Origin of the sequence: Pedobacter sp. (genome assembly GCF_035317785.1) — a bacterium.
Lineage (GTDB): Bacteria > Bacteroidota > Bacteroidia > Sphingobacteriales > Sphingobacteriaceae > Pedobacter.
Map to the genome: position 1 here is coordinate 13411 of NZ_DATHGC010000212.1, position 17355 is coordinate 30765.

Here is a 17355-nt window from a genome sequence, read left to right on the forward strand (position 1 = left end):
CAAAATATATTATGGAAAAGAAATTATATATCTGTACTGTTGTAGCCCTGGTTTGTATGGTTACATCTTGCTCTAAATTTTTAGATACCGTACCAAAGGATACGGTCACCAATTTAAATTATTACGAGACAGAACAACAGCTCAATTCAGCATTGGCTGGGGTGTTTCAGACATTAACCAAAATTTATGCGCACAGCTTTCAGGGGGTGATGTCATTGGATGGAGATGAAGGTTTTTATAACCGTTCTGCACAGAATACGGGCATTGCTGTCAACTTAGTTACCACTTCCGAAAGTAACGTTACTACCGTATGGACCGCACTTTATAATGGAATAGAAAGAGCGAACCTATTGCTCGCCAACATCAATAAGCCTGCAATGACTGAAGCAAATCGGGCGGTCATTAAAGGAGAAGCTTTGTTTTTAAGATCGTACTTTTACTTTTTACTGGTCAGTTACTGGGGAGATGTGCCTTTGCTGCTGGAACCTACCTCTTCTGTTGCACAAACAAATAATCCCAGAACACCTTCAAAAGAAGTATACGAGCAGATCATCAGAGATATGACCGAAGCGGAAAGTTTGGTCCCTGGTGTAGGACAGGTTACCAACGCTGGTCACATCAATAAATCTGCTGTACGAGGCTTATTGGCCAGAGTATGTTTATATATGGCAGGAGATCCTGTAAAGGATGTATCTAAATATGAGATGGCCAAAATTTGGGCGAAAAAGGTGATTGATGACGGATTTCATAGCCTTAACCCGGATTACAGGCAAGTATTCATCAATATGAGCCAGGATAAATATGACCTTAAAGAAAGTATTTGGGAGGTTGAGTTTTACGGTTATAGCTCAGATGGTTTCAATGCTACCGGGAAAGTTGGCATTCATTATGGCGTTTCTCACGGTGGTCAAGATCCAAATTATGGTTACTGCTACGGATATGTAGCGGCCACACCAAAGTTATATTTTTCCTATTCAAAAGGTGATCTGAGAAGGGACTGGAACATCGCTCCATACACTTTGTCTTCGACCAATCCCGCCACTAAAACGTATCTGCCTACCTATCCTACAGCCATGCAGGCAAGTCAACGAAACTCAGCTAAATGGAAAAGGGAGTATGAAACCGTGTATCCAAAGGAGCAGGGTGGTAATGCGGTCAATTATCCGCTGCTGCGATACGCAGATGTGTTGCTGATGTATGCAGAAGCAGTAGCAAGCCAAAATGGAACCGTACCAGCTCAGGATGTACTGGACCAGACTGTGAATCAAGTGAGAAGAAGAGCTTTTGGAAACCTATTGCCAAATAGAGAATTGATTGATACCATTACCATTTCGACTGCAGGTTCAGGGTATACGTCAGCGCCGGCGGTTACAATTTCTGGTGGTGGCGGTGCAGGTGGCGCTGCTGTAGCAACAGTTGCAACGAGCGGAACCAGAGCGGTAACCGCGATTTATTTGGAGAATAGGGGTGGTAATTATAATTCAACACCAACCCTGACTATTGGTGAATCCTGGATGCCAAATGTCTTATACGCTGCAGGTAAACAAGTTTATAATGATAATAAGCTGTATACAGTGACTACAGCAGGTATAACAACCACCACGCCGCCAACACAAGCCTCTGGAGCATCTGCAGCAGCGAGTACCGGGGCTGTGTTTACGTATGCTGGTGTGCAGGCAAAAGCCACTATAACCCTGACCAATCTGTCTGAATTTAAGGGGGATGTAAAAACTTCTGATTTTGCTGGTTATGCCAGATTTATGGAGTTTATCAAAACAGAGCGTTCCAGAGAATTGGCATTTGAGGCCATGAGGAAGAGAGATTTGGTGCGCTGGGGTGATTACTACGGTGTGATGAAACAGATAGCGCTGGATTTTGCTCCTCTGGGATCAAGGGCCTTCGGTGGAAAAGCAGGAGTAAATACCTCAGAGAGAGATGTTTTATGGCCTATCCCGGATGCTGAAACTACAGTCAATAAGGCAATCGGTCAGAATCCAGGCTGGTAATTGTTATTCATTTTTACTATTTATTGATAATCTAATGAACACATATTTCAAATATTATTTAATACTGATATCGGTTGTTTTATTTTCTTGTGAGAAATATCAGCTTGATAATCCCGCATTAGAGGTTACAGCTGATAAAACTACGATTAAAGCTGGCGAGTCTGTCACTTTCAAATTTGAAGGGAGCCCTCAGATGCTGTCCTTTTATTCAGGAGAATTCCTGAAGGACTATAACTATGTCACAAATTCCAGAGAATTAAAAAATTGTTATTTGTCCTTCTCAAGTGCTACGGTAGCCTCTATACAACAGGCCGATCAATTGGCTGTGCTGGTATCTTCTGATTTTGATGGTAAATATGCGATTGCCAACATCAAGGCTGCTACCTGGGTGGACATCACCAACCGGTTTGCACTTGCAAAGAATGCCACAGTAACGGCCTCGACGGAAGTTGATATCATGGATCTTGCCGTTGCAGGAAAACCATTATATCTGGCCTTTAGATATATTACCAAGCCTCAGACAGAATTTTTAGCCGCCAATGATTGGAATATCACTGCTGTATTGGTGAAAAGTAAATTTGACGATGAAGAGGTCACGCTAATGGACTATGGTTCAGGTAGTAATTTTTCTGTGTTTTCTTACGGAAACAAACAAGCAGGCAGATCACTTGTAAACGCGACCACGATTCAGTTCAAAGGAAATGCAACTGCGGCAATTAAGGAAGAATATACAGAAGACTGGGGAATTAGCAGGGCTATCTATATCAACCCTAACGACCTGGGGAAAGATAAAGCAACAGCGCTTAAATTGTTTAGAGAAGCAAAAAAGGAAAGTTACATCTATACCTATAGTGAAGCCGGCACCTATACCGCCACTTTCATAGGTGAAACAAATAATGTTTATGGAAATAGAAAGGTAGTTAGGCAAATAGAAATTACCGTTACCGACTAGGATGCTTTCACACCTGACCAAAAGAATGATGAAAACTATTTTTTTAGCCATTACGCTTTTAATAACGACACTCAGTTTACAGGCACAATGTAAGGTTGATGTACATAAAGAAATCGAATTTGCTAAAGCACAATATGAATTTCCTGCTAAAACACTCGGTAGGCTCAAAGCCTTATCAATCAGAGGTAAATACACCCATTATTTACGCAGATTATTATTACCTGGAGGCATTATTAAGGTATAGCAAACTATTAAAGTAATCTAAAAAAGAAATCAAATATATGACTCACATCAATCGCAAAGACTTCCTGAAGCAGACGCTTGCTTTCGCCGGTTTCCTGGCGGCCATTCCGGCTTTAGCAAGTGATCGCAAAAGCAATAAAACGATTCTGTTACGTTCTTCATGGCAAGTTGAAAATATCGGTGATATAGCGCATACACCAGGTGTGCTGGCCCTCATTGAGAAATACCTGCCGCATGTGAATGTTCGCCTCTGGCCCGATAGCGTAAAGTCCGGTGTGGAAGAAATGCTTATGGACAGGTTTCCTAAATTGAAGATCTTAAAATCAGAGGAAGACAAACAAAAAGCCATATTGGAGTGCGACTTTTTTCTTCACGGATCGGGACCTTCCCTGGTCGGTAGAAATGAGATGATCCTTTGGAAAAAGAAGACAGGAAAGCCATATGGAATCTACGGAATTACCTTCCCCGGCAATTATGGCTTTCAGGCACAGGATAGAAATTACAACCCGTTGGATTTAGAACTGATCAATACTGCATCTTTTGCGTATTTCAGGGATTCCGTATCGCTGGAATTTGCGAAGCAAATAGGTGCAAAGTGCCCCGTTATGGGGTTTTGTCCGGACGGCGCCTTTGCGGTAGATGTAAGAAATGATAAAGCTGCTGATTTATTTCTGAAGGAACATGCACTGGAGACAGGGAAATTTGTCTGCGTAATTCCCCAGCTTAGGTTTTCTCCATGGTGGGAGATTCCATCAAAGCAATTGCCCGTAAACGAAAAGAAACATGCATGGAATGAAAAGATGAAGGAGCATGACAATCGGCCGATTCGAAATGCGATCATTGAAGTGGTGAGACAAACGGCTCTTAAAGTGTTAATTGTTCCGGAAAATGAAACGCAAATCCGTATAGGCAAGGAAATGCTGTATGATCCACTGCCAGAGGATGTTAAGCCCAGGGTTATCTGGCGCGATAGCTATTGGCTTACAGACGAAGCGGTGAGTACATACGTCCGTTCTGCAGGGTTATTTGGGCTCGAAATGCATTCACCAATTATGTGTATAGCCCTGGGTGTACCGGCTATCGTTTGCCGCTTTACCGAGCAAACATCTAAAGGATATATGTGGCAGGACATTGGGTTAAAAGAGTGGCTGTTCGATATGGATACCAAAACTGATGTCGATAGGATTGTTCCTACTGTGCTTGACATGGTGAAAAATCCTGCAGCCTCAAAAGAAAAAGTAAAGAAAGCCCAGAAACTGGTAGCTCAATACCAAAGGGATACAATGAAGATTTTAGGAGAATCTTTAAAGGGTTAACCGTAAAAGAAATGAAAAAAGCACATTTTAAATCAGCTTATTATACGCACTTGTTGCTAACGGCTAAAATTATTGTTATTACCGGTCTTTTAACTTTTAAGATTTCGGTATCAATTGCTCAAACGGCTCCTTTTCCGCTCAGACCTATTGATGAAAAACGCGTCCAGGAGATTGAAAAAATGCTGTTGGACAAACCATCAGGTTTCGGCGAGCCTTATAATAAGCGTAAAGTTTGGAACAGCCTCTTAAAATCAGGTAATTACGACCAATTTTTACAGGCAATGAAGAATTATAGCTTTCCTTCTTTTAGTAAAGACGATTATTTCTCTCTATCAAACGGTAGTGCCTCTTCTTCAAACGCAGGTTTGACAATGATGCGAAAAAGGGCAGAAGGCTTGGCAAAAGTAACCTGGGCCGAATGCTTGCAAAACGAAGGGAAGTATACCCGAATGGTAGAAGAGGGCTTACGTGATATTATTAACCAAAAATCCTGGGTATCGCCCCGTGTCGATTATGATTTTAAGAATTATAATGGTGTGGAGTATTCTGTAGATCTAACCTCTTCATTATATGCTCATACCATTGCCCAAACGCTTTATATGATGGGAAATAAGATAAGCCCAAAATTAAGAAAAGAGGCTATGGATGCTTTATATACAAGAATATTCAATCCAATACATCGCAAAATTAGCACACAGAATGATAATAAAGAAAACCATTTTCTAATTGCGGACAACAACTGGAATCATGTCTGTTTGGCCGGATTGGTGGGAGCAGCGCTTACGGTAATCGAAGATAAACATGAGCGAGCAGTATTTACATACATTGGGGAATATTATTCCAGGAATGGATTAGCAGGATTTAATGATGATGGATATTGTGGAGAAGGCGTAATTTATTACAACTACGGATTTGGACATTATATTTTATTGCGGGAAAGTATTTGGCAGGCTACGGGAGGAAAGATTGATCTTTTTGACGACCCAAAAGTTCAGAAGATTGCTCGTTATGCGCCGAATATTGAGATTATAAACGGAGTATATCCTGCTATTTCAGATTGTCGGGAAGGGGCAAAGCCTGATGAGGCGATGATGATTTATCTCAACAGGAGTTTAGGGCTAGGGATAACCCAATATGACACACTTACAAATCAAAGCGGAACTAGTGATAACCGCAAAAATGTAATGATGGCTTTTCCAAATTCTACTTTCAGCCTCCAGCCTAAAAAAAATATTGAGAAAGATGAATCAAATATCCGCTCTTTTTTTGAGCAAACAGGTGTGCTGGTGTGCAGACCCGTACCCGGCTCTTCGGCTAACATAGGTGTGGCGCTTAAAGGCGGCAATAACGGCGAATCTCATAATCATAACGATATCGGTTCGTATACAATTGTGCAGGGAAATCAAATAATGGCTGGTGACCCCGGTGTAATTCCTTATGCAAGCAATATTTTCGATCCTAAATACCGTTATACTTATAAAACAGTTGGATCGTATGGCCATCCGGTTCCGCTTGTTGCAGGTAAGCCGCAGCGCCCGGGTACACAAGCCAAGGCGAAAACTGTTCGTACAGACTTTAACCTGCAAAAAGATAACATCACATTAGACATTGCTTCGGCATATGAGGTACCGGGACTAAAGAAGCTTGAGCGCACTATGGATTACGACAGATCAGATGCCGGCAGAATTACATTTACAGATTCTTTTGAATATGCTAAACCTGAAGGGTTTGAAACGGCTATTTCCACTCGTTCCGAATGGAAGCAAACTTCCGATAATACGTTGTTGCTGACAAGAGAAAGTGAAAAAATGTTAGTTACCTTTTCTTCTCCGGGCAACAAGCTATTGCTAAAATCCGAAAAAATATCAGACGGCGGTACGCCTTATACACGTATTGGTATTTCTGTCTCTAAACCGGTAACCGCAGGTCAGATTATAATTACCTATAAACCGCAAAACTAACTTTATGAAAAAAACGATAGAAAAATTTCGGCTGTTTCAGTCCGGAATGGTTTGTTTACTAATTCTGACTTTTTGCTGTCAGGCTATGGCAGCTTCTGGCAAGTTTCAGAAAAGTCCGGGAACTGTTAAAGGAAAAGTTACAGATAGTAAAGGTGAAGCTTTACCCGGCGTAACCGTAAGACTGGAAGGTGTAACTACTAAAAGTCAAAGTACAGATATTAAAGGTGCTTTTATATTTAACAATGTTGAAGCCGGTACTTATAACCTGGTATTTAACTATATAGGTTATAAAACAGTAAGTAAAAAAGTTAGCCTTGCAGATGGAGCTGAAAGCTTACAAAATGTTGTGCTAACAGAAGAAAGCAGTGGCCTTAACGAAGTGGTTGTAATCGGTTATGGAACTGTAAAAAAAGCAGATCTTACCGGTTCTGTTTCACGCGTATCTGCTGAAGATATCAATGCTACACCGATTGTTGCACTTGATCGTGCCTTACAGGGCAGAGTAACTGGTGTAAATGTTACTACTAATTCTGGTAAACCGGGGAGTGGAACCACTATTCGTATTCGTGGAGCCGGATCTATAAATGCCGGAAATAACCCATTATATGTAGTGGATGGTCTTCCGGTTTCGGATTTGAACACCATCAACCCGGGAGACATCGAAACAATTGATATTTTAAAAGATGCTTCTTCTACAGCTATTTATGGCTCGAGGGGGAATAACGGTGTGGTAATAGTAACCACCAAAAGAGGTAAATCAGGAAAGGCCACTTTAAGTTATGATGGATATTATGGCAGCCAAAGTGCGCTTCGAACAATACCTATGCTCAATGCAGTACAATTTGCAGAGATGGTAAATGAAGCAAGAGTCAATGCCAACCAACCTATTTATTTCGATGGCTCTGCTGAAGATAGGCCATTGGTATCATCGCTTTCTGAAGGAACCAACTGGCAAAACGAAGTTTTCCAAAAGGCTGCACCTATGCAAAACCATCAGTTAAGTGTTACAGGAGGCAGCGATCAGGTTCGTTATGCCATTTCGGGTGGATACTATGCTCAGGATGGAATAATAAAGGGTTCTGATTTTAATCGGTACTCATTGAAAGCGAATGTAGATGGCAACGTAAACAGCTGGTTAAAAGCAGGCGTTAATCTATACAGTGCTTATACTAATGGTAATAATGCCAGAACAGAAGTTAACGGAAATGCCGGTGGAGGTGTAGTTAGTGCAGCTTTAAATTATTCACCAACATTCCCTGTATACAATTCCGCAGGAACTTATTATACAAATACGGGATCAATAAATGGTTATGCGGTAGATAATCCTGTAGCTCTGGTAAATGAATGGACTGACAGGGATAGAGGTGTGCGTGTTTTGGCGAATACATTTTTAGAGTTTAAAATATTAAACGGCTTAACCTTTAAAACCACTTTAGGTTCGGATATTAGTTCAGTAAAATCAAACGGGTATGCTACCCGCTTTTTAACAGCTGGTACGGGCAATGGCTCCGCATCAGTGAGTAACAATCAGGTAGTTAGCTGGCTGAATGAAAATACCTTAAATTATAGCAAAATTTTTGCAGCTAAACATAGCTTCAATGCTGTTGCCGGATATACCAGCCAGGCATGGGAGCGTGAAAATTTTACTGCTAATGCCAAAGGTTTCGTTAATGATTTTGCCTTATACAATAACTTAGGTACAGGTACAACATTAACGGCTCCAACTTCCGGTGCCTCTCAAACATCTCTTCAATCTTTTTTAGGAAGAGTGAACTATGCTTACGATAACAAATATTTGCTTACTGTTTCGGCTAGAGCAGATGGATCATCCCGGTTCGGGCCTGATAGCAGATGGGGCTATTTCCCTTCTGCAGCTTTTGCCTGGAAAATAGTAGAGGAAAACTTTATGAAAGCGCAAAAAGTGCTTTCTGATGCAAAAATTCGGATAAGCTACGGACTTGGGGGTAACCAAGATATTGGTGATTACCAGTATATTGCAACGCTTGCTTCTGGTGGTTATATCTTAGGAAATACATTATACAGCGGTACTACGAATGCCGTTCTGCCTAATTCAGATTTAAGGTGGGAAAAGAGCGCTCAGTTTGACCTTGGTGTAGACTTAGGGTTTTTCCAGAATCGGGTAAGGCTTACAGCAGATTATTATAGAAAAGAAACTTCTGATCTGTTGTTTGATGTTGGAATTAATCCAAGCTCTGGTTTTTCAACAGTATTTAAAAATATAGGTGGGGTTGAAAATAAAGGTTTTGAACTAGAGCTTAGTACCAATCTACAGAAAAGGGATTTTAATTGGGAGTCTCAATTGTCTTTTTCAACAAACAAAAGCAAAGTATTGGCACTGAATAACTTAAATGAAATAGTAGTAGGGGGTGATATCAGAGATGTTGGTAATGGGCAACTAAATGCGGCCTTATTAAAGGTGGGTGACCCAATGGGCCAGTTCTATGGGTTGGTATTTGATGGAATTTTTCAAACAGCAGAAGAGATTGCAGTCTCTGCGCAGAAATCAGCTAAACCAGGAGATGTACGTTATCGTGATTTGAACGGTGATGACCAGATCACATCTGATACCAAAGACAGAGCGGCGATTGGAAATGCAAATCCTAATTTTTTTGGCGGATTGAATAATACTTTCACCTGGAAAAATATAGATCTTAATGTATTTCTACAGGGTTCTTATGGTAATGATATCTTGAATGTTGCCCGCTTTGATTTATTCGGACTGAATGGTTTAAGTAACAATAGCGCGGAGGTATTGAATCGCTGGACACCTACAAATCCAAGTAATACCATTCCAAGAGCTAATGCATTAGGTACAAACAGAACAGTATCATCCTTCCTGGTTGAAGACGGCAGTTATTTGAGATTGAAAAATGTATCTCTTGGATATAAATTTACGTCGGATGTATTAAAAAGAGCTGGTATAGGTTCGGCAAGAGTTTATGTGTCTGCACAAAACCTTGCTACTATAACCAATTACTCAGGGTTTGATCCCGATGTAAATCGTTTAGGTAGTGGAAGTGGCTCCACACCAGGAGTAGACTATGGAGTCTATCCTTCATCCAAAACCTTCTTATTGGGTTTAAACTTTACCTTTTAAATGTAAAAAAATGAAAACTAAAATAATTGTATACTTCTCATTGATAATAACGTTGACCAGTTGTAAAAAACTGGATCTTGTTCCTGTCAATAACTTGACACGAAATACCTATTATAAAACACCAGAAGATGCGAAGGCTGCTATAGGATCCGCTTATGCACAGGTAAGTGCTATTTATAGAGGTGGCGATTTTATGTTTATAGATTTGGCAACCACAGACGATGGTGCAACTTTTGCAGGTATTGGAGACCGTGTGCCACTCTGGAATTATAAAATTACTCCTGAAAATCAATTTATCAATCAATATAATACTTCATACCAAACTATTCAAAGAAGTAATATTGTGATTGAGCATATTCCGCTTATTCCTTTGAGTGATGCACTAAAGGCACAATATGTAGCTGAAGCAAAATTTATTCGTGCACTTAGTTATTTTAATTTGGTTCGCATGTATGGAGGTGTTCCATTGGTAACAGCAGAAACTAAATCACTGGATATAGATGTACCAAGAGCAAGTGTTGATGAGGTATATGCCCTTATTGAACAAGACCTTAAGGATGCAGAAGTAGTATTGCCGGTTTCTTTTCCTGCTGCAGACCAGGGTCGTGCTACAAGAGGTGCGGCGAAAGGCTTGCTTGCCAAGGTTTATTTAACTCGCGCAGGAACAACTGCCGGTTCACCTTATTGGGCATTGGCGACTTCAAAAGCTAAAGAAGTGATGGATTTAAATAGCTATGATCTTTGGGCAAATTATGCGGATGCATTTTCTTTAGCCAATAAGGGTGGCAAAGAATTTGTTTTTGAGATTCAAAGTAAAACGGACGTATTGGGTTCTACCATGGGGAGATTATACGGAGTTCGCTCACTTCCCTACGCAGGTGGTGCCGGAGCTGGAACTTGCCGGGTGACTCCCAGTTTGTTTAATTCATATGAAAGTGCTGATACAAGAAGGGCTGTAAATGCCCCAACTACTTATACTTTCGGTAGTACTACATATACGCTTTCAGCCACAACTACTGATGTAACCAGAGCGGTTCCTTTTGCTAAATACCTGGATCTAACATCAACTACAGGAATAGGGGGCAAAAGTTTTCCGTATATGCGATATTCAGAAATTTTGCTGATCTATGCGGAAGCGCTGAATGAAGTAAATACAGGTCCAAATACAGAAGCATATAATGCTTATAAAAAAGTGCATGACCGTGCGGGTTTAACTACACCTTTACTGAACACTTTTGCTTATCAAACTTTTAAAAATGCTGTTTGGCTGGAAAGAAGGCTTGAATTTCCTGCCGAGATTCAAAGAAGGTTTGACCTTGTAAGAACAGGTCGCCTGATTAGTGCCGTACAATCCGAGATTTCATTCGGTCGTGTTCTCGAGATTCAGCCTTTTCACTATCTATTACCAATACCACAAGCTGTAATTAATTCAAGCCCTTCTGTAACACAGAATCCGGGATATTAATTAATAAATACATCAGAGCGTTTAGCAGCAGATCAATTAAAAAAGAATTTAAGACATGGATTTTTTAAATGGGGTTAACGCCCTCACTTTAGTTTTTATCGCCTTATTGGTATTTGCTATTGCTTATAGATTTTACGGGATTTTCCTGGCCAATAAAGTATTAAAGCTCAATGCTGCAAACGTAACCCCTGCAATAGAATTTTCAGATGGAAAAGATTATGTGGCCACCAACAGGACTGTACTGTTTGGCCATCATTTTGCAGCCATAGCAGCCGCCGGACCTTTGGTAGGCCCGGTGCTGGCAGCCCAGTTTGGTTACCTGCCGGGAACACTATGGATTTTGATAGGCTGCGTGTTGGGAGGCGGGGTGCATGATATGGTGGTACTCTTTGCATCAGTAAGACATAAAGGAGAAAGCCTGGCTACCATAGCAGGAAAAGAGATCGGTACAGGTACCGGTTTAATCGCAGGAATAGCCATCCTTTTTATCCTTATCCTTACCCTGGCGGGTCTTTCTTTAGCTTGTATCAGCGCTATGCATGAAGCTTCCTGGTCTTTGTTTACCGTAATTGCAACCATGCCCATTGCCCTGATCATGGGGTTAATCATGCGCTACCGGAAAGACAGCGTTATCCTGGCAAGTATTTTCGGGGGGATCATGCTGATCGCCTCTATAGTGGGAGGTCATGAGCTGATGCAGATCCCTGCCATTAGCCATATTTTTCACTGGAAGATAGAAACCATATCCATAGCGATAACAGTATATGGCTTTTTAGCATCCGTATTGCCTGTTTGGTTATTATTAGTTCCAAGAGATTACCTATCTACCTATTTAAAGATAGGAACTATCCTTATGCTGACAATAGGAGTGATATTTGTACATCCAAGACTGCAAATGCCTGCACTTACCCAATTCGTGAGCGGTGGCGGTCCGGTTATTGGCGGTCCTGTATTGCCTTTTATTTTTATCGTAATTGCCTGCGGAGCGATCTCTGGTTTTCACGCCATTATTGCCACAGGAACAACTCCAAAAATGCTGGCCAACGAAAAGGAAATCCTATTTGTAGGCTACGGAGCCATGCTGGTGGAAGGCTTTGTGGCATTGATGGCCTTGATAGCAGCCTGTACTTTAGTTCCTGGAGATTATTTCGCCATCAATACCCCAAAAGAGATGTATGAAAGTTTCATTGCCCAAAATCCAAATTTAAAGGCAGTAGACTTAGCCTATTTTAGTGAGAAGATAGGCGTAGAGCTGCAGGGAAGGACTGGCGGGGCAGTATCCCTTGCAGTAGGTATGGCCCATATATTTAATAAAATACCTTATATGGATGATGTGATGGCCTATTGGTACAATTTCGCCATCATGTTTGAAGCGGTATTTATACTGACAGCAATTGATGCAGGCACACGGGTAGGCAGGTTCTTCTTACAGGAGATGATAGGAAGGGTAATCCCCAGGTTCAATGATAAGAACTGGATGCCGGGGATCATCATCAGCAGTTTGCTGTTCACCTTTTCCTGGGGCTACCTGGTGTATACAGGGAACGTAAGCAGTATCTGGCCATTGTTCGGGATCAGCAACCAATTGCTGGCAGCATGCGGCCTTATTGTTTGTACCACCATGCTCATCCGTATGAACAGGAAGAAGTACGCCCTTTGTGCTGCTATACCCGGGGTGTTCATGGCGCTTATCACCTTCTGGGCGGGCTATGAGCAGGTGGTGAATATGTACATGCCTAAAGGCCAATATCTACTGGCTTTCCTGGCCTGCATAGCCATGGTGCTGATGTTCATCGTGTTTGTGAACACTTTTAAAAGATGGTATCAATTGTCGAAAATGAAAGCAGATAAGGTGGATTATTATGGAGCTACGGTAAAGGAGTTGGTGGAACGGTAAGTATTATAACAGGATCTAAAATAGACTATAACCAAATATATAACCATTATGAAATTAACATTTACTAAGCAACTAAAAATGCCTTTGTTGGCCTTTGTTTTTTTATTGATGGGCGTTTTACATGCTCAAGCGCAATTTGTACATCCGGGGATACTGTTCAACGCTGCTGGCCTGGCCAGGATAAAGAAAGATGCAACTACGGAACGGCAGCCATGGGCAGCGACATATGCTAAGATGCTTGCCTATAACGATATAAACTATGTGCAGAAACGTGTTTATGCCGATGTTCGCAGACAATCAGGAGAGGACATCAGTGATGCGTCAAATGCACTGTCTTCCCAAAGTCAGATAGCTTATAGGTGTGCAATTCTGTGGACAATTACAGGAAACCCTCAATATGCAACTATTTCAAAAAAAATATTGAAGAACTGGTCAGATACCTTGCGGACTTTTAGCGGGAACGGTGCCAAGTTAGCTGCATCGTGGTTTGGTTTTGGTTTTGTTAATGCTGCGGAAATTCTGCGATATACAAACTCAGGCTGGAGCGCGGCAGATATACTGAAAGCGGAAGGTATGTTCAGGAATGTTTTTTTTCCGGTAATTGAACATTTCCAGGTAGGGCCTGCGGGGAATTGGAGTGCGGCCATTTCCAAAACTATGATGGCAATAGGAGTTTTTATAAATGACCGAGGCATTTACAACAGAGGGCTCAGTTTTTTGAAGGCAAAGCCAGGGGATGGCACTGCTTATGATACTTTTTCTGGAACACTGTACAATTACATTTCCGGTACTACCGGCCAGTGTTATGAAAGTGGTCGCGATCAGAACCATACCCAAATGGGCATAGGGGCATTAGCGGAAGCTTGCGAAATGGGGTATAACCAAAAAGAAACGGAGGATCTTTTTGGTTTGTATTCAAACAGGTTATTGTTAGGAACCGAATATACCGCTGAATATAATTTAGGTTATAGCGTACCCTATACACCAAATTATTATGGAGATGTAATTTCTCCCGATGAAAGGGGAGAGTTTCTTCCATTTTATGAATTGGTTTACAATCATTATGTAAACAGAAAAGGGATGTCTGGAACTCCGGTTAAATTTACCACAATGGTTGTGGAAAAAATAAGGCAAGACAAGGGAGGAGAAAGTGGTATGGCGATATTATTAGGCTACGGATCATTTTTGTTTAATGAATATGCAGGATTTAAATATGTTCCTGCTGCGGGTGATTATCGGACAACAGGATTGAGTAGCAGTATGGGTACCCCAGCACAGTTTGAAGTTTTTACAAACGGAAATTGGGTACCAGCGACAACCGCCATTGGAGCAGAAACTAATTTGTTAGTAAGAAATGGGCAAAGTGCAGTTGTAGCAGGTAATAGAAATTTAAAGAATCTGATAGTTGGAGAGGGGAATGGAGCTGTTTTAAGGGCAAAGATCAATGCAAATGCAGTATCAGCATTAACCATTGTAGAGCCAGGTAATTTAAGCACTATTCCTGCGCTATCTTTTGTTAACGGTGGACAAGCTACAGGCTCTACCAGTGCTGTTGCAACTATCACAAAAGTAAAAGTAACAGGTGCAGATATAAATAATCAGGGTTCTGGCTATACTTCTGCCAGTGTTACTTTTAGCGGCGGTGGCGGAAGCGGAGCAGTGGCCACACCAACATTGAGTGGTGGTAAAATTGTGAATATTGTTATAACCGATTCAGGATCGAACTATACTTCCATACCAACTATGTCTATTATAGGAAATGGTACAGGAGCAGCTGTTTCGGCAAAAGTTGGTATTACAGAGGTAAGCATTGGTAGCGGAGGGACGGGCTATACCATAGCACCAACAGTTATAGCAGGGACCTTTCTGAAAGTGAGCGACGGAATTGCTTTAAGTGTATCAACTGATGTGTTTTTTCAAAGAGGATCATCTGTGTATACCGGGGGAGCTTCTACAGGTATATTGAATATCAGGGGCAACCTGATAGCAGAAGATACAGTTAATTGTATCTCTGTAGCTCATGATAATACCATGTCATCACTTACAGTAAATTTCACTAGTGGTTCTGATAATATCGGGTTCATGGGCGGAAATGTTACTTTTAACGCACTGGGTGTTACAGCTGGGAATACCCATAAACTGAAGCTAGGTGCCGTAATGAATATTGCAGGCGCTATTACACTAAACGGTACCGGCATAATTGATGCAACTAATGGCACTATAGGTTTTGTAAATGTTTCTCCTTCTACATCGACACTGAGAACCGTTGCAGCCAATACTTTTAAAGATGCAACGCTCAATAAAATGATAGTCAATTCAACCAATGGAGTTACACTGAACCAGGTGCTGACGATAGGAAAACTGGATATGCAGAAGGGATTGCTGAATATTCCGGAAACTTCAGAGGTTACTGTTTCAAGTGTTTCAGGCGGAAGCAACACTTCCTATATCAACACCAAGTCGTCAGCAAGTTCCAGTGCAATTGCGAAAGTTAAAGTAACCGGATTAACAACTGCTCAGGGAGATATTCCTTTAGGAAACGGCGGAAATTATCTGCCTGTACGCATTACCCCACCCTCAGAAACTGCATTCAACTTTACAATGAGTGTACTTACGGGCCTTACAGCTAATGGTTTGCCAAATGGCGGTGTAGTTGCAGACAAGAGCCAGTTTGTAAATGCGTCATACCATGTTATCCGTACAAGCGGAGAAGGAGATTATACGTTTCGTGTTGGCTTTCCTGCAAGTCTGAAAGGCAGTGGTTTTACCCCGTCATCTCCTTTCGGTATTTCAAAATATAATGGAAGCAGTTGGTTACCTGTGACAGGCAGTGGTGATTATGTACTAAATACCGCTACCGCTACTTTTGATACCAATGGCTTACGCCACCGGGTACAGATAGGTGGGGCTCTGCCATTGAATTTTGTAACAGCTACCAATGCCAGCGGCAGTACAGAAAGCAAAGCTACTAACTTAATCGTGCAGGAAGATTTTGCAAAGGTCAAGGCAACTAATATCATGTCTCCGAACGGTGATGGGATAAACGACAAATGGGTGATCGATAACATAGACCTCTATCCAAATAACGAAGTAAAGGTATTTGACAAAGCCGGGCGTTTCATTTATGGTAAAAAAGGTTATGACAACAGTTGGGAAGGCACCTTAAATGGAGTGCCACTGGCTGAAGGCACCTATTACTATATCATAGATTTTGGAACGAGCAGGCTACGTTTCAGAGGTTTCATTACCATTACCAGGCCAGAGTAAACAGAGATGAAAACGATATATAAAACCTTAGTACTGATTACGATTAGCATAATCATTACTACCTCGGTAAAAGCACAGTTGAATCCTTTATCCTCCCAGTACTATACCAATCAATACCTGATCAATCCGGCCTTTGCCGGGGCGGGTGAGGGTTTAAAGCTGAATGGTGCTTACCGTAAGCTATTGAGCAATGTACCTGGGTCGCCTTTAACCCAAAACCTGACGGTCGATTATGGCTTTAACAAAGTTGGACTGGGTTTAACGGCAAACAACGAAAGTGCGGGTTTGCAAAGGCAGACCAGGGTAGTGGGCAGTTATGCCTATCACCTGAAGCTGAATGACAACGACCATCAGTTGCACTTTGGGGTATCAATGGGTCTTATGAGCCAGCGCTTAGAAAATGCCGATATTTATGGCAATCCCAATGATCCGGCAGTAGGGCAGTACAATGACCGTAAAACTTACCTGGACGGAGATTTTGGAGTAGCTTATACTTCAGATAAGCTGACCATCCAGGCGGCCATCCCCAACCTGAAAAGTGTATTGAAAAAGGATGTGATCAAGCTGGCCGATGTTGCTACCTTTTATACTTCAGTAAGTTATAAAATCGGGATCAGCGAAGGTGCCGAAGGTATGGATGCAGAGCCAAAGGTAGCCTACAGGGGGGCGAAAGGTTTTGACAACATCTGGGATGCGGGTGCGCAGTTTGGTATTGCCAACAAGCAGGTGTTTTTGCTGGCGATGTACCATAGTACCAGGAATGCGACATTTGGTTTGGGTATGGACTTTAGAAAGAAATACCTGATCAGCGGAACCTATACCACACAGACCTCTGCTTTAAGCAGCTATACCAATGGCAGTTTTGAACTCAACCTGAGACTGAGTCTGAGTAAATAAATGGATAAATTGAATAGGGTCTTATCCGTATATAGCTATATACGGATAAGACCGGCCGTATAGCCCATTGCGGAATTGTAGAATCGCTGAGGGGAGACTTTGTCATTTCTATTGAGGGAAATAGCAATTCAGATGGCTCGAGAAACGGAGATGGCGTGTACAGGAGGATGAGGCACAAGAGGCAACCTCCTGCATGAGATTGCTTCGTACCTTGTAATGACGATCGTATTAGG

Annotated in this window: 9 protein-coding genes and 1 pseudogene; all 10 read left to right on the forward strand. The window is 41.7% G+C overall.

All coding sequences use genetic code 11. The features are described from left to right. The first annotated feature begins 11 nt into the window (after positions 1 to 11). The 10 genes and pseudogenes from VK541_RS12900 (at position 12) to VK541_RS12945 (ending at position 17122) form a co-directional block, all read left to right on the forward strand. Entirely contained in the window at positions 12 to 2006 is a 1995-nt protein-coding gene (locus VK541_RS12900; RefSeq protein ID WP_324370698.1) for a RagB/SusD family nutrient uptake outer membrane protein, read from the forward strand. 34 nt (positions 2007 to 2040) lie between these two features. Next, positions 2041 to 2958 carry a DUF5017 domain-containing protein gene (locus tag VK541_RS12905; RefSeq protein WP_324370700.1) on the forward strand — a complete coding sequence of 306 codons (918 nt, stop codon included), beginning with the start codon at positions 2041 to 2043 and terminating at the stop codon, positions 2956 to 2958. A 131-nt stretch (positions 2959 to 3089) separates the two neighbouring features. Then, a pseudogene (locus VK541_RS25825) lies at positions 3090 to 3218 on the forward strand (glucuronyl hydrolase); the annotation flags it as partial. 21 nt (positions 3219 to 3239) lie between these two features. Continuing rightward, positions 3240 to 4517: a polysaccharide pyruvyl transferase family protein gene (locus VK541_RS12915; protein WP_324370703.1), complete on the forward strand. Its 1278-nt coding sequence runs from the start codon at positions 3240 to 3242 to the stop codon at positions 4515 to 4517. A gap of 11 nt (positions 4518 to 4528) precedes the next feature. Next, entirely contained in the window at positions 4529 to 6478 is a 1950-nt protein-coding gene (locus VK541_RS12920; protein WP_324370705.1) for a heparinase II/III family protein, read from the forward strand. A 4-nt stretch (positions 6479 to 6482) separates the two neighbouring features. Then, on the forward strand, positions 6483 to 9596 hold the full coding sequence (locus tag VK541_RS12925; protein ID WP_324370707.1) for a TonB-dependent receptor: 3114 nt from the start codon (positions 6483 to 6485) through the stop codon (positions 9594 to 9596). Between the two features lie 10 nt (positions 9597 to 9606). After that, complete coding sequence (locus VK541_RS12930) at positions 9607 to 11061, forward strand: RagB/SusD family nutrient uptake outer membrane protein (RefSeq protein WP_324370709.1); 1455 nt, start codon at positions 9607 to 9609, stop codon at positions 11059 to 11061. A 55-nt stretch (positions 11062 to 11116) separates the two neighbouring features. Beyond that, positions 11117 to 12958, forward strand: a complete 1842-nt coding sequence (locus tag VK541_RS12935; RefSeq protein ID WP_324370711.1) for a carbon starvation protein A — start codon at positions 11117 to 11119, stop codon at positions 12956 to 12958. Between the two features lie 48 nt (positions 12959 to 13006). Beyond that, positions 13007 to 16225 carry a gliding motility-associated C-terminal domain-containing protein gene (locus VK541_RS12940; RefSeq protein ID WP_324370713.1) on the forward strand — a complete coding sequence of 1073 codons (3219 nt, stop codon included), beginning with the start codon at positions 13007 to 13009 and terminating at the stop codon, positions 16223 to 16225. Positions 16226 to 16231: 6 nt separating this feature from the next. Next, positions 16232 to 17122, forward strand: coding sequence for a type IX secretion system membrane protein PorP/SprF (locus VK541_RS12945; RefSeq protein ID WP_324370715.1), 891 nt, complete (start codon positions 16232 to 16234; stop codon positions 17120 to 17122). The last annotated feature ends 233 nt before the right edge of the window (positions 17123 to 17355 follow it).